Annotated in this window: 19 protein-coding genes and 4 tRNA genes; 3 read left to right on the top strand and 20 right to left on the bottom strand. The window is 62.7% G+C overall.

The genetic code is table 11. The features are described from left to right. Positions 1–23 precede the first annotated feature (23 nt). Positions 24–944, top strand: a complete 921-nt coding sequence (locus QYQ98_RS07250) for a hypothetical protein (RefSeq protein ID WP_302006207.1) — start codon at positions 24–26, stop codon at positions 942–944. Positions 945–1,333: 389 nt separating this feature from the next. Here the strand turns inward: QYQ98_RS07250 and rplA are convergent, their stop codons facing one another. From rplA to QYQ98_RS07205, 9 genes are all read right to left on the bottom strand, one after another. Continuing rightward, the gene (gene rplA / locus QYQ98_RS07245; protein WP_302006206.1) at positions 1,334–2,044 is read right to left on the bottom strand and encodes a 50S ribosomal protein L1; all 711 of its coding nucleotides are present in this window, start codon (positions 2,042–2,044) and stop codon (positions 1,334–1,336) included. A 100-nt stretch (positions 2,045–2,144) separates the two neighbouring features. Then, entirely contained in the window at positions 2,145–2,573 is a 429-nt protein-coding gene (gene rplK, locus QYQ98_RS07240; protein ID WP_302006205.1) for a 50S ribosomal protein L11, read from the bottom strand. Between the two features lie 289 nt (positions 2,574–2,862). Beyond that, positions 2,863–3,831: a transcription termination/antitermination protein NusG gene (nusG, locus tag QYQ98_RS07235; RefSeq protein WP_302006204.1), complete on the bottom strand. Its 969-nt coding sequence runs from the start codon at positions 3,829–3,831 to the stop codon at positions 2,863–2,865. A gap of 189 nt (positions 3,832–4,020) precedes the next feature. After that, positions 4,021–4,344: a preprotein translocase subunit SecE gene (secE, locus tag QYQ98_RS07230; RefSeq protein ID WP_302006203.1), complete on the bottom strand. Its 324-nt coding sequence runs from the start codon at positions 4,342–4,344 to the stop codon at positions 4,021–4,023. A gap of 23 nt (positions 4,345–4,367) precedes the next feature. After that, a tRNA-Trp gene (locus QYQ98_RS07225) sits at positions 4,368–4,443 on the bottom strand. Positions 4,444–4,575: 132 nt separating this feature from the next. Continuing rightward, positions 4,576–4,647: transfer RNA gene (locus QYQ98_RS07220), tRNA-Met, on the bottom strand. 29 nt (positions 4,648–4,676) lie between these two features. Continuing rightward, positions 4,677–4,749 (bottom strand) — tRNA-Thr (locus tag QYQ98_RS07215). 249 nt (positions 4,750–4,998) lie between these two features. Then, positions 4,999–5,080 (bottom strand) — tRNA-Tyr (locus QYQ98_RS07210). Between the two features lie 75 nt (positions 5,081–5,155). After that, complete coding sequence (locus QYQ98_RS07205; RefSeq protein WP_302006202.1) at positions 5,156–6,172, bottom strand: polyprenyl synthetase family protein; 1,017 nt, start codon at positions 6,170–6,172, stop codon at positions 5,156–5,158. An 81-nt stretch (positions 6,173–6,253) separates the two neighbouring features. Between QYQ98_RS07205 and QYQ98_RS07200 the strand changes: the two genes are divergently transcribed. Beyond that, positions 6,254–7,498: a geranylgeranyl reductase family protein gene (locus QYQ98_RS07200; protein ID WP_302006201.1), complete on the top strand. Its 1,245-nt coding sequence runs from the start codon at positions 6,254–6,256 to the stop codon at positions 7,496–7,498. Here the strand turns inward: QYQ98_RS07200 and QYQ98_RS07195 are convergent. From QYQ98_RS07195 to QYQ98_RS07155, 9 genes are all read right to left on the bottom strand, one after another. Continuing rightward, entirely contained in the window at positions 7,495–8,181 is a 687-nt protein-coding gene (locus QYQ98_RS07195; RefSeq protein WP_302006200.1) for a demethylmenaquinone methyltransferase, read from the bottom strand. The genes QYQ98_RS07200 and QYQ98_RS07195 overlap by 4 nt on opposite strands. An 83-nt stretch (positions 8,182–8,264) precedes the next feature. Then, positions 8,265–9,413, bottom strand: a complete 1,149-nt coding sequence (locus QYQ98_RS07190; protein WP_302006199.1) for a glycosyltransferase family 1 protein — start codon at positions 9,411–9,413, stop codon at positions 8,265–8,267. Between the two features lie 27 nt (positions 9,414–9,440). After that, the gene (locus QYQ98_RS07185; protein WP_367881643.1) at positions 9,441–9,896 is read right to left on the bottom strand and encodes a DUF3592 domain-containing protein; all 456 of its coding nucleotides are present in this window, start codon (positions 9,894–9,896) and stop codon (positions 9,441–9,443) included. A 17-nt stretch (positions 9,897–9,913) separates the two neighbouring features. Then, the gene (gene menD, locus QYQ98_RS07180) at positions 9,914–11,584 is read right to left on the bottom strand and encodes a 2-succinyl-5-enolpyruvyl-6-hydroxy-3-cyclohexene-1-carboxylic-acid synthase (RefSeq protein WP_302006198.1); all 1,671 of its coding nucleotides are present in this window, start codon (positions 11,582–11,584) and stop codon (positions 9,914–9,916) included. Further along, positions 11,574–12,194, bottom strand: a complete 621-nt coding sequence (locus tag QYQ98_RS07175) for a hypothetical protein (protein WP_302006197.1) — start codon at positions 12,192–12,194, stop codon at positions 11,574–11,576. The genes menD and QYQ98_RS07175 overlap by 11 nt, the downstream gene beginning before the upstream one ends. Positions 12,195–12,237: 43 nt before the next feature. Then, complete coding sequence (locus QYQ98_RS07170) at positions 12,238–13,833, bottom strand: DASS family sodium-coupled anion symporter (RefSeq protein ID WP_302006196.1); 1,596 nt, start codon at positions 13,831–13,833, stop codon at positions 12,238–12,240. A gap of 121 nt (positions 13,834–13,954) precedes the next feature. Then, entirely contained in the window at positions 13,955–14,917 is a 963-nt protein-coding gene (locus QYQ98_RS07165; protein WP_302006195.1) for an o-succinylbenzoate synthase, read from the bottom strand. Continuing rightward, entirely contained in the window at positions 14,914–15,318 is a 405-nt protein-coding gene (locus tag QYQ98_RS07160; protein ID WP_302007722.1) for a type II toxin-antitoxin system VapC family toxin, read from the bottom strand. The genes QYQ98_RS07165 and QYQ98_RS07160 overlap by 4 nt, the downstream gene beginning before the upstream one ends. Then, the gene (locus QYQ98_RS07155) at positions 15,315–15,536 is read right to left on the bottom strand and encodes a type II toxin-antitoxin system Phd/YefM family antitoxin (RefSeq protein ID WP_302006194.1); all 222 of its coding nucleotides are present in this window, start codon (positions 15,534–15,536) and stop codon (positions 15,315–15,317) included. The genes QYQ98_RS07160 and QYQ98_RS07155 overlap by 4 nt, the downstream gene beginning before the upstream one ends. A 126-nt stretch (positions 15,537–15,662) precedes the next feature. Here QYQ98_RS07155 and QYQ98_RS07150 point away from each other — a divergent pair, with 126 nt between their 5' ends. After that, on the top strand, positions 15,663–16,634 hold the full coding sequence (locus tag QYQ98_RS07150) for a 1,4-dihydroxy-2-naphthoyl-CoA synthase (RefSeq protein ID WP_302006193.1): 972 nt from the start codon (positions 15,663–15,665) through the stop codon (positions 16,632–16,634). Positions 16,635–16,652: 18 nt separating this feature from the next. Here the strand turns inward: QYQ98_RS07150 and QYQ98_RS07145 are convergent, their stop codons facing one another. Beyond that, positions 16,653–18,095 carry a hypothetical protein gene (locus QYQ98_RS07145; RefSeq protein WP_302006192.1) on the bottom strand — a complete coding sequence of 481 codons (1,443 nt, stop codon included), beginning with the start codon at positions 18,093–18,095 and terminating at the stop codon, positions 16,653–16,655. A gap of 4 nt (positions 18,096–18,099) precedes the next feature. Then, positions 18,100–18,816, bottom strand: a complete 717-nt coding sequence (locus QYQ98_RS07140; RefSeq protein ID WP_302006191.1) for an ATP-binding cassette domain-containing protein — start codon at positions 18,814–18,816, stop codon at positions 18,100–18,102. Positions 18,817–18,821 lie beyond the last annotated feature (5 nt).

Here is an 18,821-nt window from a genome sequence, read left to right as displayed (position 1 = left end):
GCAATAGCCATCATTCTGATTCCATGACTCATATCGGGGGCATCAGAAACAAGATCATCAACCTACGCGCGCTAAGCAACACCGACGCCGAAGGCCGTGCTATTCGTGCTGGCCTTATTGACGGCGGCCTCACGCTGCTCAGCCGCGATAAGGCGATTGAAACGAAATTTCTCAAGTCACTACCGGAACACGACAGAACATTGGCCCGGACACTGGCAGTCGGGATGGGAGCGCACTGCGCAGTGCTGACAGGTTTGTCGGCTGCCCGAGTGAGGGGAATGTGGGTAGCGGGCCATAACCGTGAGCCTGTCGAGCTTGCGTCGAAAAGCATTCCGCCACGCAGCCAGTGGAACCCGGGAACTGTTTACCGGTACATCAATCTCCCGCCTAGCGAAATAATTGAAACCCATGGTGTGCGCACACCCCGAATCTTTCGAATTCTGGCTGAGATCGGGCGCCATTACGGCTTCTCCGACGCCCTTGTTGCAGCTGATTGGGTGCGAGCCAAAGGGATCTCTAAATCCGAGTTGCAACATCAAACTACTCTGCTTGGGAAGTTCAAAGGTATTCAAGCTGTGCGGAGGGCTGTAGAGCACTCCGTCGACTGCTCGGACTCACCTTTTGAGCCGTATGCCCGCGCACTGTTCATCGAGGCCAAGCTACCTGTCCGCGCTCAAGTGCCCGTATGCAACGGCCTCTACCGCGTCGACCTTCTCATCGGCGACCGCATAGTGGTCGAGATCGATGGAGAAGTCAAATACTCCGGAGCCTACGGGCCGGCGGCAGAGGTGATACGGGCGGAAAAGATACGTGAGAACCGCATTCGCAACACAGGCCGAAGTTTGCTTCGATACTCCCCGTCTGACCTCATGAACAGGTCAGACCAGGTAGTCGAGGAAGTGACAGCCGACTATCAGATGCATTTGAGACGGCGCAGCGCTTAATACGCAAGGGATTGCGCTCGGCCGTTGGAGTGTGCCTTGGCTTGGAAGGGTCTGGAGAGCGAGGCTGTCAGGCCTTCTGCCGATACTGCATGAACTGATCACCATGAACTGTTCCGCATGAACCGAGTAGATTTCACGCCCAATCAAGACCAAGGCTCTAGCGTCTCGGTTGATGCAGGACGATTCATGAAGATCAGTCCATGAAGATCAGTACATGAAGATCAGTCCATGCAAGAAAGTCCAACTCCCAAACCCAAACACACTCCAGAACACGAAAAACCCCGGGCGGACGCTCCCACTCAAGGGAACGCCTGCTCGGGGCTTCGTAGTGAACCGCTGCGATTTGCTGGAGCTAGTCACGGGGCAGGAGCTAAGCGCACACCGAAAATTTATGCCTCGGTGTAGTTCTTCTGCACCGACGGGTCGACCGGGATGCCCGGGCCCTGGGTCGCGGAGACCGTGACCTTCTTCAGGTAAATGCCCTTAGCGGATGCCGGCTTGAGGCGGATAACCTCGTCCAGGAGAGCACCGTAGTTCTCGGCGAGCTGCTCCGGGGTGAAGGATGCCTTGCCGATCACAGCGTGCAGGTTAGAAGCCTTGTCCACGCGGAAGGCGATCTTGCCGCCCTTGGACTCGCCGACAGCCTTAGCCACGTCCGGGGTGACGGTGCCGGTCTTCGGATTCGGCATGAGACCACGCGGGCCGAGGACGCGAGCGACGCGGCCGACCTTTGCCATCTGGTCCGGGGTGGCGATGGCGACATCGAAGTCGATGTTGCCGGCGTTGATCTGCTCGATCAGCTCGTCGGAGCCGACGATGTCTGCGCCAGCTTCCTGCGCCTTGGTGGCGTTCTCGCCCTCGGCGAAGACGGCCACGCGGACGGTCTTACCGGTGCCGTTCGGCAGGTTGACCGTGCCGCGGACCAGCTGGTCAGCCTTGCGCGGGTCGACGGACAGACGCATCGCAACATCGATAGTTGCGTCGTACTTCTCGGATGCGGTTTCCTTGGCGAGCTTGACAGCTTCGAGCGGGGTGTACACGCTCTCGCGGTCAACCTTAGCCAGCTGCTCCGCATAAGCCTTGGAGTGCTTCTTGGCCATGTTGATTTCCTTACTTGCTAGTAGATGGAAGTGTGGTTCGGGTCAGACCAGACCCTCCCACCGGCGCGCCCGTGGGGTTCGCGCCGCAGTAGCGAAGTTTTTACTTCTCCACCGTGATGCCCATGGAGCGGGCGGTGCCGGCGATGATGGCGGCGCCTGCCTCGATGTCACGGGCGTTGAGGTCCTTCTTCTTGGTCTCAGCGATCTCCTTGCACTGCTCCCAGGTCACGGAACCGACCTTGTCAGTGTGGGGAACACCGGAGCCCTTCTGCAGGCCAGCGGCCTTGAGCAGCAGCTTCGCAGCCGGCGGGGACTTCAGGATGAAGTCGAAGGAGCGGTCTTCGTAGACCGTGATCTCCACCGGGACGATGTTGCCGCGCATGGACTCGGTTGCAGCGTTGTATGCCTTGGTGAACTCGACGATGTTGACACCGTGAGCACCGAGCGCCGGACCGACCGGCGGTGCCGGGTTAGCCATACCAGCCTCGATCTGCAGTTTGATCAGGCCGGTGACCTTCTTCTTTGCCATCGGATTACCTCTTTCCTAGGTACAGGCCGCAGCCACGATGAATAACTGGGCCTTCCGGATGCCGCATCGAAGCATTGGCGCTTATCGACGCAGCCACCGGGGATGTCTACGTTTCTACGCACTTCGGAGCAGCTAGTCGGGCCAGCTCTGCCAAAGCACAAGGAGTCAGTGTATCCGCCTAGCGCCACCAGCCCAAATCACAAAGACCCAGCAGAAGTGCCGGGTCTTTGTGGAAGCGGGGACGAGCCTCACCCCCCCCCCTGTTCTGGCGGCGGGCCCCCCGGTGTGTTTACATGATGCGCTCGATCTGGTCAGCGGTGAGCTCAACCGGGGTCTCACGGCCGAAGATGGACACGAGAGCCTGGATCTTGCCGGTCTCCGGGTCGATCTCGTTGATGGTGGCGGAGACGCTGGCCAGTGCGCCGGAGAGAATGGTGACGGCCTCGCCGACCTGGAAGTCGTGGGCGACCTTCGGCTTGGACTCTTCCTCCGGCATAGCGATGACGGTCTCACCTTCGGCGTTCGCGTCAGTCTTGGACAGGTCAGCGTCGACCTTCGGCTCCTTCGGCATGAGGAATTTGGCAACGTCGCGGTGCTTCACCGGGGTGGCGTTACCCTCGTTGCCCACGAAGGACGTCACGCCCGGGGTCTCGCGCACCACGGACCATGCCGCGTCGTTGATGTCCATGCGGACGAGTACGTAGCCCGGCAGAAGTTTACGCTTGACGATCTTCTTCTTGCCGTCCTTGAGCTCCACCACCTGCTCGATGGGAACGACAACGTCATAGATCGAGTCCTCCACCTCGAGCGTCTGGATACGCATGTCCAGGTTGGTCTTCACCTTGTTCTCGTAGCCCGAGTAGGACTGGATGATGTACCAGGAGCCCGGCAGCTTCTTCAGCTCGCGCGTGTACTCGCGCAGGCGGCGCTTGTATTCCGCGTCAGCGTTCTCCTCGGGCTCAGCGCCCAGCGCAGCTTCGGGGTCAGTCACACCTTCTGCGTCGGCCTCCTGGACCGGCTGCTCCGGGACATCGCCCTCTGCAACCATTTCCTCGCTCTGCAGGTCGGTGGTGTCCGCGGATTCATATTCGGTGCCAGCCTCGGACTCGGCAGAAGCACCGTCGGTGTCCGAGTCGGACTCACCTTCCGAGCTGTCGCCGTCCGTCGGTTCCGGATCGGTGGACTCTTGCACTGCGCCGCCCTCGCCGACCATTTCGGCTTCGTTGGCTTCCTTGCTGTACTGGTTATCGTCGGCCATGTCCGCTCCTTGCACTTCCTTGAACTTGGGCTTGAAAGGGTCTCGGGTCCGCGCCGCAGATGCCGGCGCGGTGAATCGTGGCGGTTTTCGGTTCTCGAGTGCCGCCCAGTTTACCCGTCGGGCGAAAAACTGATCCCGCCTTACCCAGTGGCTGGGAGGCGGGATGTTTTCTCTACTGCGGAGTATAGCTTAAGGGACCAGAACCTTTTCAACTACCCAAGCCGCACCTTGGTCAATGCCCCACACAAGAGCGGTGAGAACGATCAAGAAGCCGAAGACGATCAGGGTGTAGTTGACCATCTGCTGGCCCGTGGGCCAGACGACCTTGCGCATTTCATCGACGACTTCGCCCGGGAACGCTGCAACACCGTTGCCGGTCGTGCCGTGATCCTCTATAGCGGCCTTGTCAACGCGTTTTTCTTGGTCAGACTCGGAGGTGACGGTACTCGCACCACTGCGCTGGCGCTTGCCGGTCGGCTTTGCGGTGTTCCGTCCAGGCTGGTTATCAGTCACAGCTCTCCTCGACTTGGTCTATGTGGCAGGGGCGACAGGACTCGAACCTGCAACCTACGGTTTTGGAGACCGTTGCGCTACCAATTGCGCCACGCCCCTAGGTGCACTGTCATTTCCACAGATCCCTGATCGCTCAGGTAACCCGGGTAACAGTACGCCAACCCTACCACGGTTCCAGTTGGATCCCGGACAGGGTGAGCACATCTCTTCGGCCGAAACCGAAGTGATGAGTAGCGATGGAGAGAATTGAACTCTCGACACAGCGATTATGAGTCGCTTGCTCTACCACTGAGCTACACCGCCATGTGTTTGCCGTTGCCAGCAAACAACAGAGCCCCCTAACAGAATCGAACTGTTGACCTTCTCCTTACCATGGAGACGCTCTGCCGACTGAGCTAAGGGGGCTTAAGCCTCTTAAGCGTTTACCCGCTCGTTTGAAGCCTTTGAAAGATTAACCCGGCATATACCGCTGTTCCAAATCACCTGGCCAGAGCGTATTTCTGCGGGGCTTTAAGCGCTTCAATAGCACTTGTGCATAGCGTCCGCGGCGATGCCCCGGAGGCGGCCGCAGAAGGGCCGAGACATAGCGCCATCCGGCTAATCAGAGCATGAAAACGCGCCCCACGAACTTCATCGTGGGGCGCGTTCACGTTGTGCCAGGTAGAAGATTCGAACTTCTGAAGGCAATGCCGGCGGATTTACAGTCCGCTCCCTTTGGCCGCTCGGGCAACCTGGCGTGCTTGGACTACTTTACAGTAGCCGGCCTCAGAACTAGCAAACCTGCAGCTGAGAGAGGCTAAATCGGGCCTATTTAGCCGACCCGGTCAACTGTGTACCGTGCAATCTGGCGCATGGCAGCATTCGCCGAAATATCGGGCAGTTCGTCGAGACGGGAATCGACGATGGAGAGGTACCGGTAGACGTCGTCAAGCGCGCGCTTCCTGCCGTCCGTTTGCGCGATGAGCGTCAACGCGCGCCCCACGTCAGCGTCGTCGGTGAGCGGGCCCGTGAGAAGTCCGCGGAGCTCCTCCCCCGCTTCCCCTTCGTCCTGGAGGGCGTAGAGGACTGGAAGGGTGAACACGCCCTCGCGCAGGTCTGTTCCCGGAGTCTTCCCGGACTGGTTGGAGTCGGAGAAGATGTCGATGATGTCGTCGACGATCTGAAACACCATGCCGATCGCTTCGCCAAGCTCCTCGATGGTGCGCACGGTGGCCTCGTCCGCGCCCGCGTGGGTGGCGCCGAGGTACGCAGCCGAGGCGATGAGCACACCGGTCTTCTCGCGGATGACCTCGAGGTAGTGCTCCACTGCGTCGCCGCCGCGAGCGCCGACCGTCTCGCGCATCTGCCCCGTGACCAAATCGCTGAACGTCTCCGCGAAGTGGCGGACGGTCGCGGTGTCGATCTCGCTCATGAGACGCGATGCTTCCGCGAGGAGGAAATCCCCCGAGAGGATGGCCACGGTATTCGTCCACCGCGTGTTCGCGGATTCCACTCCGCGGCGCTTCACCGCCTCATCCATCACATCGTCGTGGTACAGCGTGGCCAGGTGAACGAGCTCCACGATCGCTGCGCCGCGGATCACGTTGTCCGACTGGGGCTCGGGGCCGAATTCACTGGCCAAGACAGCCATGAGAGGACGGAAACGCTTGCCGCCAGCCTTAGCCAGGTGCGTCACCTGTTCGCTCAGAAAATCCTCGCCTCCGGAGAGACGCTCGAACATGAGCTCCTCCACCCGGTTCAACCCTTCGTTAACGCGCCGCGCCAGAACCTCGTCGCCGAGGCTGAGCTGGCTGTCGACGGCGGGCGACGTGGGAGTGCCGTTGGTCATCTATCGTCCTTGCAGGGTCGTGCTGGGTGGGCGTCCCCTTTACCGTAGTCCACCCATAAGTCATCTGGCACAATATGTGCGGTGAAATCGTTTGAGTGCGTCGTTGTCGGCGCGGGGCCCGCGGGTTCCGCTGCCGCGATCGCCGCCCGCCGGGCCGGTCTTGAGGTGGCTGTCGTCGACGCCGCTGCCGCCGGACGCGACAAGACGTGCGGCGACGGCTTGACCCCTCGTGCGGTGCACGCCCTGCAGGAATTGCAACTGGACTCTGCGCTGCCCACTTACCGCAACAAAGGCTTGAAGCTGCATGGCTACGGAGGGGCCGTCACTGCCGCATGGCCGGAGGGGCACTACGGAACGGAAGGTTCCGCCTCGCCCCGCTCGCTTTTCGACGCCGCACTTGCCTCCCTCGCCGCATCTTCTGGAGCCGACGTCTTGTACGACTGTCCGGCGGCCGGAGTCGAGTTCGGCACGGACGGTCAGATCACCGGCGTGGTCACACCCCAGGGCACCCTCGGCGCGAAGTGGGTCATCGTCGCGGACGGGGTGCGCTCCCCGTTTGGCAAACAACTGGGCCGCACCTGGCACCGCGGCGAGGTTTACGGCATCGCGGCACGTTCGTATTGCTCCACCCCATTCTCAGCGGAGCCGTGGATGCACTCTCACGTAGAGTTGCGCGATGAAAACGGAGCGATCCAGCCCGGCTACGGCTGGATCTTCCCGCTCGGCGACGGCACCGTGAATCTCGGCTGCGGTGCCCTGTCCACCGATGCCCGCCCGGCGAAGGTGAACACGAAGAAGCTTCTGGGGCAGTACGCCGTCCACGTGCGGGACGAGTGGCAACTCGGTCAGACTAAGAAAGTCACCTCGGCCCTGCTGCCGATGGGAGGGGCAGTGTCGAATGTGGCCGGACCGAACTGGATGCTCATCGGGGATGCCGCCGCCTGCGTCAATCCGCTCAACGGCGAGGGCATCGACTATGGGTTGGAGACAGCCATCATGGCTGTCGATCTAATCACGGACAGTGCCGGCACACGCCCGGATTTCACCCTGATGTGGCCGCACGAGCTGCGCCGCCGGTACGGGGAGGCCTTTGTCCTCGCCCGCACGTTGGCGCGCACGCTGACCTACCCGCAGTTCCTGCCCGCCGCCGGGCCACTCGCCTTGCGCGGAATCGGCGGCCGCTATCTCATGCCCGCAGCTGCCCGTCTCATGGGCAACCTCGTCACAGACGATGACTGGGACCTCGTCGCACGGGTGTGGCGCGCGGCTGGGTCCGCGATCACCCGCGTACGAGCAGACACCCCCCTCTGGGATCCAGGGGTCTAGCGTTTCACCGCCCCATGCAGAGCAACGATGCCCAGCGCGAGGTTCTGCCAGCCGCAGTCCTGCCATCCGTTGGCGTTGATCGCGGCTGCGAGGTCCTCTTGGTCCGGCCAGGCACGGATTGATTCCGCTAGGTACTCGTAGGCTTCCGGGTTGGAGGAGAACGCCTTGCCCAAAAGAGGGATCACCCGGGGTAGGTACTCGCGGTACAGGGCGGAGAACCCGGGCACGACGGGGGTGGAGAACTCGTTGACCACCAGACGGCCACCAGGTTTTGTCACACGGGCCATTTCCTGCAGGCCCGCCTCGAAGTCGTGGACGTTACGCAGGCCGTAGGAGATCGTCACAGCATCGAAACTCTCGTCCGCGAAGGGCAGGTGCATTGCGTCCCCCACCACCTTGGGCACGTCGCGGTGATGACCGGCAGCCAGCATGCCTTGGGAGAAATCGCAGGCCACGCACCACGCACCCGATTTGGCCAGCTCTACCGTGGAAACGGCGGTGCCCGCAGCCAGGTCGAGAACTTTCTCCCCCGGTTTCAAGTCAAGCCGCTCACGGGTGCGCTTGCGCCAATAGCGGTCCAGGCCACCTGTCATGACGGTGTTGGTGATGTCGTAGTTCTTTCCTACTTCATCGAACATTCCCGCGACATCCAGCGGGTTCTTTTCCAGGTTCGCCTTGGCCATAGCAGTCGAGTTTAGGCCAACGAGACACGCCGGCCCTACTGGGCCAGCCCGGAGTCGGCCTTTCCCCTCGGTGCTCCTCCCGGTTAGCGGCTTAAGGGGCGGCGGCGTTTCTTCGGGTAGCCGTCGATCACTTCTGCGTAATACCCAAGCAGCTGGTCGCACAGCGCGGGCCACGTCTTGTCGGCGACAGAGGCTCGGGCATTACGGCTCATCTCCTCTAGCCTGCCAGGAACCAGGATGGCCGCTGCGGCAGCGGGCAGGTCGCGCTCGAACGTGTCCACGTCGAGCAAGTCGCCGTTGTATCCGGGTTGGATCAGATCGATCGGCCCGCCAGCACGCGGGCCGATGGTCGGGGTACCTGATGCTTGGGCTTCCTGGATGGTCTGCCCGAAGGTCTCAAACTCGCCGGTGTGCACGAAGAGGTCCAACGTGGCGTAGGCGGCGGCGAGCTTTTTGCCGGCGAGTTGACCGGTGAATACCGCGGTGGGCATTCGCTTGCCCAGATCGCGGCGCAGCGGGCCATCGCCCACGACGACCAATTGAATCCCGGGGTCCCCCTGCAGAGCCACGAGACGCTCGACCCCCTTCTCGGAAGCGAGGCGTCCAACAAAACCGACGATTTTCTTCTCTCCCGTCGGATCCCACTTCGTCCGCAGCTTCTTGGAACGACGGTCCGGGTGGAAAAGCTCCGAATCCACGCCGCGGCCCCAACGGCGAACATTCTCGATGCCGTGGGCTTCCAGCTCCCTAATGGTCACGGACGAAGGCGCAAGCGTCATTTGCGTCATGTTGTGCAGTTTCCGCGCCCACACCCACGCCGCCGATTCGAGGAAGCCGACGTGATAGCGCGCCGTGTACCCGGCGACATCGGTTTGGAACAGCGCGATCGTGGGAAGGTTGAGCCGCTTCGCGGCGATAGCGCCCGCACCCCCCAGCACGAACGGGCTGGCCAAATGCACCACATCCGGCTTGAATTGGCGCAGCGTGCGGGTGATCGTGCCGTTCGGGACACCGATGGGCAAAGAATCCACCAGCGGCACCATCACGGTAGGCACGCGAACGACAGGGAAACCCGCGTACTCGGAGACTTCTTCCTGATTGGCACGTGCACCGGGTGCGATCACGATGGCCTCGTGGCCGGTCCGCTGCAGATGCTCCAGGACGCGGAGGATCGAATTGGTCACTCCGTTGACATTGGGCAAAAAGGACTCGGCGACAATGGCTACACGCATGCGGGCATTATTCACCCGCAGCGCTAATTAGTTCTTGCTTACACGGGAACGCAAGGTGAATTTTCGCCCCTGTGTCCGGCGGGTCGCACCTAAGACATTCACTGCAAGCCAGGCGGCCTCCGCCACCACTGTGGCCACGGCGCCGACCGATAGCGCCGGCACCACCGCCAGGGTCCATCCACGGCCTTCGACTTTCACGATGTCGGGATCGCTTTTCGCGTACGTCACCCACACTTGTTGCCCCTCGCCGAGCCCGGACGGATACAGCAGGCCGCGTTGCGGGGAATGGAAGCGTCCTTCCTCGTCCTGGTATTCGACGGATGTGTGGGTGAATCCGACACCCGTCACGGTGGCAATGCCGCGGCCCGGGTCGCGGGAGATCGTGAAATCATTCAACGCCGGCCCAGCGACCATGGCGACGCTGCCCAGCATCGCGCACAGGTACAGCACGATTATGAGCTGGTGAAGACGCCGCCGCGCGATCGCGATTCCGGGCACGGCTACTTCTTCAGACGCCCGGCCAGCGCCCGGCGCGTTGCGCGGGTGGTCACGGCCTCAATCACAGTCACGGGAGCAGGCTTATCGACGCCGTCCAGCAGCGCCTCCGTCAACTCCGACACCGTCTCCGCCCTGCGGTAGGCCGCTCCGTATCCCTCGGCGAGCGCCTCGATGTCCGCCTCGTGCGGTGTACCGAAAGCCTGCTCGAAATTCCCGCGGAGCTCCGGCGCCCCGACTTCGAGGGACTCGAAAATTCCGCCACCGTTGTCGTTCGCCACGACGATGGTCAGGTTGCCGGGAGCCGGTTGGTCGGGGCCGATAAGCAGGCCGCCGGCATCATGGAGGAACGTCAGGTCCCCCACCAGCGCGACGGTGCGCGGCGCACGGATTTCTTCCGGGTGCAGCGCCTGCGTCGCCAGCGCCACACCGACCGCCTGGGACAGTGTTCCGTCGATACCTGCGGCGCCGCGGGCGGCGTACGTGCTCACACCGTCGAACGGCATACCCACCAAGCTCGCGTCGCGGACCGGATTAGAAGAACCGAGGATGAGCGTGTCCCCCACCGCCAGAGTGTCGCACACGGCGGCGGCCGCGTGCAGGCCGGTGAAACCGAATTCGGCGTCCTCCAAGGTGTCGCGCACCGTCTGCGCTCCGACATCTCCTGCGGCCTCACAAATCTTCAACCACGAGTCCGTCGGTTGACCGGTTGTTTTCACCCGGCTTCCCACACGGTCTGGATTGCCCGTCACTGTGGCGGTGCGGGTGATGCCGATCACCTCAATGGTGGAGTCAGCCATGAGCGCCAGCACATCGCGGTGGAGCGTCGGGTGGCCTACCACGATGACCTGATCTGGTTTCGTCGAAGCCGCGAAGTTCCCGCCGTCGTGGCTGATCGCCACCTCGTCCTGGGTGAAGAAACGGGCCGCCAGCGGATGTACCTGGTGGAACGGAGTCGGCGCGGTGGGTTCCGCGATAGTGGGAACGTGCTCGAGGCCGGGCACCTCCCACGCCTCGTCACCGGCAATAACCAGCGTGTTCTTTGTCAGGTCCACCTCGACTTCGCCGTAGTCGACGGATCCCGCCGGGCCGGTGACGGCGGCACCTCGGCCCTCCGACGGGCGCAAACGCCCAGGCCCCACCCGGCGCAGTGCACCCGTCGGCTCCGGTAGCCCTGACGGGACCAGCGGAGTGTCGAAGGCGACGTTGATGTGCACCTGGTCGGCATCGAAGGTGATCTCGTCCCCAGTGCGGGTCACCTGCTGAGTGTCGGCGTACCTGCCGAAGATGCCCTGCTGCCAGATGGTCTGGGACGCACCCGTGCCCACGAGCCGCTCCGGCCGGTCTGCGCTGACAATGGCCAGCGGGGTGTGCGACATATGCGCCTCAATCACAGCCGGGTAGGTGTTCGCCACTGCCGTACCGGAGGTCATAACGACCCCCACGTGTCGGTGCTGCACTCGGGCAAGACCGAGGGCGGTGAAGGCGGCCACACGTTCGTCGATACGCACGTGCACCGTGATGTCGCGGCGGGCGAGCAATGCGAATGCGAGCGGCGAATTGCGCGAACCTGGGCAGAGCACGACATCGGTGACGTGCTCCGCCAGCCTGTCCACTACATATGCGGCGAGCTCGGTCGCGTTGTTGTGCGTCGTCCGGAAGCTGCTATCCGGCATTGAGGTACCCGTCGAGCTGGTTCAGGAGATCCTCGGCGCCCTGCCGGTACTCCTCCGGAATGTCGTTCGGGAGCTCTGTGGGCAAATTCTCCGGCAATGCGGGAGCGGACTCCCCTGGGCTCGGCTGGCCGCCGTCGCGCTGGCGGTCCCGTTTGAACAGGTCGTCCAGGATGCCCGACGGAGTCGTGGTCACCGTTTCCGTCTGGGTGATGGTCACCGGTGCCGGCTCAGGCTTATTGGCCCGGGTCTCTGCACCGCGCCACATGAAGAACAGGACAATCGCGGCCAGCCCCAACAGAATAGCCAAAACGGACAACACCAGCGATGTGGACCCGCCGCTACCGTTACCGCTGCTGCCGGAGTTGGACGGTTCGGGGCGGTACGGCTCCTCATAAGGCTCGTACCCGCCCGAGCTGTACCCTCCGCCATATTGGGTTTCCGGGTAGCTTGCCTGGGACGCGTAGCGCGAATCCCCCTCCCCGGGCATGTACTGCCGCGGACCGGGCTGGCGGGAGCCCTGGGAGGAGGACTGGGACGGGGACAGGTAACGGGTACTCGCGTCAGAGACATCGTCACCGTGACGCCCAAACTGTCGGGTCTCATTATCCATGGGGGTCATTCTAGACCCAACATGGAACCACGACCGCTCACTGCTAAGGAAGCGTCAGGCCAAAGACCGGGACCGCAATGAGGTAAGTGGCGGCGGTAACCAGCACCAGCCCGACGATGTTGAGCCAGATTCCGCCCTTGATCATCTCGCCCATGGTGACGTAGCCGGAGCTGTAGGCGATCGCGTTCGGCGGAGTAGCCACCGGCAGCATGAACGCGCATGTGGCGGACAGCGCGACCGGGATGGTGAGCACCAGAACGTTGATGTCGCCGGCAGCAGTCAGGCCGATGCCGACTGCGACACCGCCCATGATCGGGAGGAAGGTCGCCGCGGTAGCCGTATTCGATGTCAGCTCCGTCAGCAGCAGGATGAGCAGGCCTACTGCCGCGATCAGGAGAATCACCGGAAGGCCGTCAAGGTTCTTCGCCGCCTCTCCGATCCACAGCGACAGACCAGACTGGGTGAACATCGCGGACAGGGACAGACCGCCGCCAAAGAGCAGCAGGACATCCCACGGAATATCCTTGGCCGTCTCCCAGTCCAGGAGGCGGGTGCCGTTGGACTTCGCCGGAATGGTGAACATGAGCAGACCGGCGATGATGCCTACAGCGGCGTCGTCATAGCCGATGTCCCACCCGAAGTAGTCCAAGCCCAACGGGACAAAAACCCAGCACAGGGCAGCGGCGACGAAGATGATCCCGGACAGAATCTGCCCAGTGGTCCACCCGCCGAGCTTGTCCAATTCTTCGCGGATGAGCTCCTTACCGCCTGGGATCTCATCCACCTCCGGCTTGAACACGTTGATGAGCACCAGCCAAGAGACCAGGGTGAACACGACAGCAATCGGAACACCGACGAGCATCCACTGGCCGAATCCGATCTCGATGCCGTGGGATTCCTTCATGTAACCGGCCAGCAGCGCGTTCGGCGGGGTGCCGATCAGGGTGCCCAGAGAGCCGATGGATGCAGAGTACGCGATAGCCAGCATGAGCGCGGTGGCGAATTTCTTCTGCTTGTCCATGCCCCCAACGTGATCAGCGGTCAGGGTGAGAACCGAGACACCGATGGGAAGCATGACCACCGCCGTAGCGGTGTTGGACACCCACATGGACAGAAAGCCGGTGGCCACCATGAATCCAAGAATGATGCGGCGCGGGCTAGTACCGATCACCATGACCACCCACAGCGCGAGGCGGCGGTGCAGGTTCCAGCGCTGAATGCCCAGCGCGAGGAGGAATCCGCCCATGAACAGGAAGATGGTCGACGATGCGTACGGGGCGCTGACCGCCTTGAATTCCGCGACATTAGCCAGCGGAAAGACGGCCAGCGGAATCAAGGCGGTGGCGGCGAGCGGAATCGCCTCGGTCATCCACCACACAGCCATCCAAACCGCTACAGCGGCGACGATACGCATGCTCTGGGCCGAATACTCCACATCGGCCTTCGCACCGGCGGATTCCCGAACCGTGTCGGTTGCACCCGAGGGGAAGATGAAATAGACGATGGCCGCGGCCACGATGCCGAGCACGAGGCCGATCAACTGCCGGCGCCATTCCCCCTTTTCAGGTGCAGTAGCAAGGTCGCCGTCGGAGAACTCAGTCGAGTCCTGCGTCACGGCGGTGGAATAGCTGTGGGTCATGATTGAGGCTCTCTCTTGTATGCGAGCTTTGAGTTTCCTACGCACAACTTAAGACACCACTACCCCCGAGGCGAAAAAATCACCCCCAAAGTCCCCCAGCACTGAGTTCGACATGCCCGTTTCAATCCCCCAAATATGTGCAACACCGTCGGAGCCGCTCAAACCACCAGTCTTTTCGCTCCCCCGGCGCTGCTAGCGCGGCGAGACGGTCCGGATCGGGAGTGATGTCGGCGATGCGCATGCGCCCATCGACGAACTCGAACGGCTCGGCGACATCCTCGACGAACAGCCGCTGGGTAGCCAAGCCCGCCGCTTGCGAGTCGGCTGCTTTCGCCGCGATCAGCCCTGTGTGGATCCCCACTGCCGTATCCAGCGCTGACGCGACCGTTACACGCAATCCCAAGTCGGAACTGATCTGCATCAACCGGCGCACCCCGCCGAGCGGAGCGACCTTGGCCACTGCGACATCGGCCGCCCCCAGCTCCGCAACGCGGTACGGGTCTGAGACTTTCCTGATCGACTCGTCCGCCGCGATCGGCGTGGACACGCGCCGGCGCACATCGGCTAATTCCTCGGCGGTGGCACAAGGCTGCTCGATGTACTCCAACTCCCCCAGCACCTCTGCCGCGCGGACTGCCGTATCGACGGTCCAGCCCCCGTTGGCGTCCACGCGCAGTGCGGCGTCGGGGCGGAGGGTGCGGACGGCGTTGACGCGCGCCGCGTCGTCGTCAAGCGTCTGCCCTTTTTCCGCGACCTTGATCTTGAATGTGCGCGCCGACGGGTACCGCTCGAGCACCTCTGGCACCTGCTCCGGCGACACCGCGGGCACTGTGCCGTTGACCTCCACCCAGCCGTCGCCGATATCCATATCGTCATACCCGGCATACGCCGCCTCGAGCGCAGCGGCGAGCCACGTTGCGGCCTCCGCATCGCCGTACTCGACAAACGGCGCGAATTCGCCCCAGCTCACGGGGCCGTCAATCAGCAACGCCTCACGCGTGGTAATCCCTCGAAACGGGACCACCATCGGCAGAGCGACAACGTGGGCGCGGTCGAGAATGTCGCTTATATCTACTCTGCTCAATCCCAGATCACTTCCAGTCCTTGCACGTCACTGAAGACAACATCGCGCGAGATGAGCCGGTGGCCTCCAATCAGCGACTGCGCGGCGAGCATTCGGTCGAACGGATCGCGGTGCCCCCAGTCCAAACTTCCTCCCAGCAATGCATGGGAGGTAGAAATCTCAAGGGGTTGAGCCCCTAATTCAGCTACGAATCCTTCGAAATTGCGCACGATGAAATCTGCCCCGGGCAGTTTCCCCAGCCTGAACTTCGCCGAAATCTCCCACGCCGAAGCTGCTGAAACCAAGAGACGGTTCTCCCGCGCGCTCATCACCTCACGAGCTGTCTCCCCCAGCCGCTGAGGTTCCGTCAGGCCCCACATGAACGCGTGGGTATCAAGGACATAGCTGTCCCCCTTTGTCATTCCCACGCCTCCAGTTCCTCCTGGGGAAGATCGTCGAAGAAAGTGTCCGGAAGTGTGTAGTCGACGAAGCCGAGCGGGCGAGCCACATCGACCTCAAGCGGAACCATCCGCGCCACAGGACTTCCGTTACGAGAGATCACCAGTTCCTCCCCAGCCTCCACGCGTCGGAGAAGCCGGGAGAAGTTCGTCTTCGCGTCATGAACGTTGATGTTTTCCATGTACCCCGCTCCTACCCTGTTCGCTTAGTCCACCGCTGTGGACTAACCATACCACCGCCACTTGACCACCCTCTTACGCAGAGAGGCACCGGAAGATCGTGAGCGCACCACCGTAAGATCACAGCCATGTCCTACTCCACCGCCCAGCCATTCGACGCCTCCCAGTGGCGCTCCATCGACACCCTCGAAGGTGAAAACCCCGACGGCTTCACCGACATCACCTACCACCGCCACGTGGGTAAGAGCCGCACCGACGGGATCGTGCGCATCGCCTTCGACCGCCCGGAGGTGCGCAACGCCTTCCGCCCGCACACCGTCGACGAGCTCTACCGCGCCCTCGACCACGCGCGCCGCGACCCATCCATCGGCGTCGTTCTGCTCACCGGCAACGGCCCGTCTCCGAAGGACGGCGGCTGGGCGTTCTGCTCCGGCGGCGACCAGCGCATCCGCGGCCGCTCCGGCTACCAGTACGCGACCAGCCACGACGACGACGTCGAAGCCGCCACCGCCGACCACGTCGACGAGGCCCGCGTGAAAGCCGAGGGCGGCCGCCTGCATATTCTTGAGGTCCAGCGCCTCATCCGCACCATGCCCAAAGTGGTCATCGCCGTAGTGGGCGGCTGGGCCGCCGGCGGCGGACATTCCCTCCACGTCGTCTGCGACATGACCATCGCCTCCCGCGAGGAAGCCCGCTTCAAGCAGACCGACGCTGACGTCGGCTCCTTCGACGGCGGATACGGCTCCGCCTACCTGGCCAAACAAGTCGGCCAGAAATTCGCCCGCGAGATCTTCTTCCTCGGCCGCGCCTACTCCGCCGAAGACATGCACCGCATGGGCGCCGTGAACATCGTCGCCGACCACGCAGAGCTCGAAAACGAGGCAATCGAAGTCGCCCGCGAAATCAACGGCAAGTCCCCCACCGCCCAGCGCATGCTCAAGTTCGCATTCAATTTGCTTGACGACGGCCTCATGGGCCAACAAGTCTTCGCCGGCGAAGCCACCCGACTGGCGTACATGACCGACGAAGCCGTGGAAGGCCGCGACTCCTTCCTGGAGAAACGACCCCCGAACTGGGATGAGTTCCCGTTCTACTACTAGGCCTCTTCCTAGGGAGCCCTAGTTACCTGACGGATACCCGCTCAACCGACGATGCGTTATAACAGCGCTACCAGCGAAGATAGCCGTGCCCACGATGGTCGCTATAGCGAACCGAACGAAGGTGGTTGCGGTCTCCGGCCATGCTGTCGGCGCAATGATCCACATCGGCCCGTCGGCGAGAACATCGCCACCGATGGTGACAGAAAAGATGGCAACAAACAGCGTCAGCGTGAGTGCCCAGCCAACGCCCCATCGAGCGGTGATCGTGAGCGAGATAAAGGTCATTGCGCCACCGGTGAGGAGGGCGAGGAGGAGGCGGCGGGCGACGTCGATAAGCGTGGCCCCGCTGGTGACTGCCGCGACAAGTGCAACGAGGGCGACGACGATCAGCAGCCATCCAAGCAATGCCGTGCGCACGCGCGGGTTCTCAATTTGCATGAGCGACCATGCCGAGCGCAGCTGCGGCCACACGAGCACTGGGAGAAGCCCCGCGCCAATGGGAAGAATGAGGTAGGTGAACAGTGCCGTGCGGACAGACGGGTCATAACGCAGGGCGAAGAGCATGACCAGCACGGACAAGATCACACACCCCATCACAGCCGGGTTCAATGCCGCCCGGTGAAGGCCGCGCAGTGCGGCAAATCTTGGTGCCTCCGATGGGCGGTTCACCGCTGGCCTGACGAAAGTGTGCGGTGCCGGAGTGGTGAGCTCATGGACCGTCGTGCGCCGGCGGTGCACCCGAGAAGTCCGCGGCGGGGTGAGAACCGCAACCGCCATCCCCACCACAGCCAGCAGCATGCATAGCGCGAAAGCAGGCCAGGGCGATTCGCCCAGCAGCGGCGAATCCGGTTCCAGCGGTGTCGCGTTGATGTGCAGGCCCATCGCTGGCACGACCAAACGCATTGGCCAGGCACCGGGGTTACTCCACCACCAGTCGCGTTCCGACAAAAAGCCCAGGGCAAACTGCCACACGAGAGCACCGGCGAGTGCTGCGAGCAGGCCCCATCGTCGGCTCACCGCGGCTGCCAGACCGGCCAGACCGAGGGAGCCAATCCAGGCGAAAACGGCGATCACAAGCACCCGCGACGTATTGACCAGCCCGAATAGCAATGCAAGTGCCCACGTGGCGCCAAAGTCAAAAAGGAAGAACAACCCGAGTGCCGCCCACACAACGGTCAGACGCGCCGCCCGAGTCGCCCGATCCGAGACCGGCCGCCACAAGGTCCCGCCGGAGCGCGTCTCCTTCTCACGCTTCTCCACCAGACCCGCGTAGAGAGCAGCCACCGGCGCGAGCATGCCGGTGACCAACAGCGCTTGCCAGTTGAGCATGTCGGTGGCGTCCTCAACCGCACCTGCCAAGGACATTACGGAAAGCACCAGTCCCAATAACGCGCCAGCGCCTGCGAGCCACCACAGGACGGAGCCCTTCGCGCGGATCCATTCAGCCCGAAATTCCCGCATCGGCTCACCGCACCTCCCCCAACGCGGCATTGCCGCGGGTGAGCTGGAAGAAAGATTCTTCCAGATTCGGCCCGAGCTCGCGCAACTCGCCAGCAAACCGCACAGAACCGTCGGCAATGACAGTGGCATCGTCAGCTAGGTGCAATACCTCGCCGAGCTGGTGTGAACTGACCAAAACCGTGCGCCCCGCGCGGGCATAGTCTTTGAGGTACTCGCGCAAATACGCAATACCTTCCGGGTCGAGGCCGTTCTGTGGTTCGTCGAGTACCAGCACCGGCGGCTCTCCAAGCAGCGCCTGCGCAAGCGCTAAGCGCCCTTTCATGCCGGTGGAGAAATTCGATGCTTTCTTTTTGCCTGCACTAGGCAGGCCGACGAGCTCAATCACCCGGTCAGCCTCTGAATCGGGCAGGCCAAGCAACGTCGTGTGCACCCGCAAATTATCGCGTGCGCTGAGGTGGCCGTAGAACGCTGGGTCGTTGATCGACGCTCCGACGAATCTCAGCTGGCGGCGGTCAAATCTTTCACCCATGAGCGTCACCACGCCTGCATCGGGCTCAATGAGCCCTAGGAGGACGGACATCAACGTCGACTTGCCGGCACCATTCGGACCGAGCAACGCGTGCACGCGCCCAGGCACAGTAGTCAGCGACACCCCCTTCAACGCTTCATGGCCGCCGAAGGTCACGGATATATCGGAGCAAGCAAGGTGTGATTCGTTCATGCCCT

Origin of the sequence: Corynebacterium sp. P3-F1 (assembly GCF_030503635.1) — a bacterium.
Lineage (GTDB): Bacteria > Actinomycetota > Actinomycetes > Mycobacteriales > Mycobacteriaceae > Corynebacterium.
The sequence above is the reverse complement of the archived record's forward strand: the minus strand, read 5'-3'. Positions and strand labels throughout refer to the sequence as shown.

What these genes read in the sequence shown, in the direction of transcription:
- QYQ98_RS07175 (WP_302006197.1), bottom strand. Translation starts at nt 12,194, where the DNA reads ATGGATAATGAGACCCGACAGTTTGGGCGTCACGGTGACGATGTCTCT.
- QYQ98_RS07205 (WP_302006202.1), bottom strand. Translation starts at nt 6,172, where the DNA reads ATGACCAACGGCACTCCCACGTCGCCCGCCGTCGACAGCCAGCTCAGC.
- QYQ98_RS07140 (WP_302006191.1), bottom strand. Translation starts at nt 18,816, where the DNA reads ATGAACGAATCACACCTTGCTTGCTCCGATATATCCGTGACCTTCGGC.
- QYQ98_RS07150 (WP_302006193.1), top strand. Translation starts at nt 15,663, where the DNA reads ATGTCCTACTCCACCGCCCAGCCATTCGACGCCTCCCAGTGGCGCTCC.
- menD (WP_302006198.1), bottom strand. Translation starts at nt 11,584, where the DNA reads ATGCCGGATAGCAGCTTCCGGACGACGCACAACAACGCGACCGAGCTC.
- QYQ98_RS07145 (WP_302006192.1), bottom strand. Translation starts at nt 18,095, where the DNA reads ATGCGGGAATTTCGGGCTGAATGGATCCGCGCGAAGGGCTCCGTCCTG.
- QYQ98_RS07250 (WP_302006207.1), top strand. Translation starts at nt 24, where the DNA reads ATGACTCATATCGGGGGCATCAGAAACAAGATCATCAACCTACGCGCG.
- QYQ98_RS07160 (WP_302007722.1), bottom strand. Translation starts at nt 15,318, where the DNA reads ATGACAAAGGGGGACAGCTATGTCCTTGATACCCACGCGTTCATGTGG.
- rplA (WP_302006206.1), bottom strand. Translation starts at nt 2,044, where the DNA reads ATGGCCAAGAAGCACTCCAAGGCTTATGCGGAGCAGCTGGCTAAGGTT.
- QYQ98_RS07170 (WP_302006196.1), bottom strand. Translation starts at nt 13,833, where the DNA reads ATGACCCACAGCTATTCCACCGCCGTGACGCAGGACTCGACTGAGTTC.
- QYQ98_RS07155 (WP_302006194.1), bottom strand. Translation starts at nt 15,536, where the DNA reads ATGGAAAACATCAACGTTCATGACGCGAAGACGAACTTCTCCCGGCTT.
- QYQ98_RS07195 (WP_302006200.1), bottom strand. Translation starts at nt 8,181, where the DNA reads ATGGCCAAGGCGAACCTGGAAAAGAACCCGCTGGATGTCGCGGGAATG.
- nusG (WP_302006204.1), bottom strand. Translation starts at nt 3,831, where the DNA reads ATGGCCGACGATAACCAGTACAGCAAGGAAGCCAACGAAGCCGAAATG.
- QYQ98_RS07190 (WP_302006199.1), bottom strand. Translation starts at nt 9,413, where the DNA reads ATGCGTGTAGCCATTGTCGCCGAGTCCTTTTTGCCCAATGTCAACGGA.
- rplK (WP_302006205.1), bottom strand. Translation starts at nt 2,573, where the DNA reads ATGGCAAAGAAGAAGGTCACCGGCCTGATCAAACTGCAGATCGAGGCT.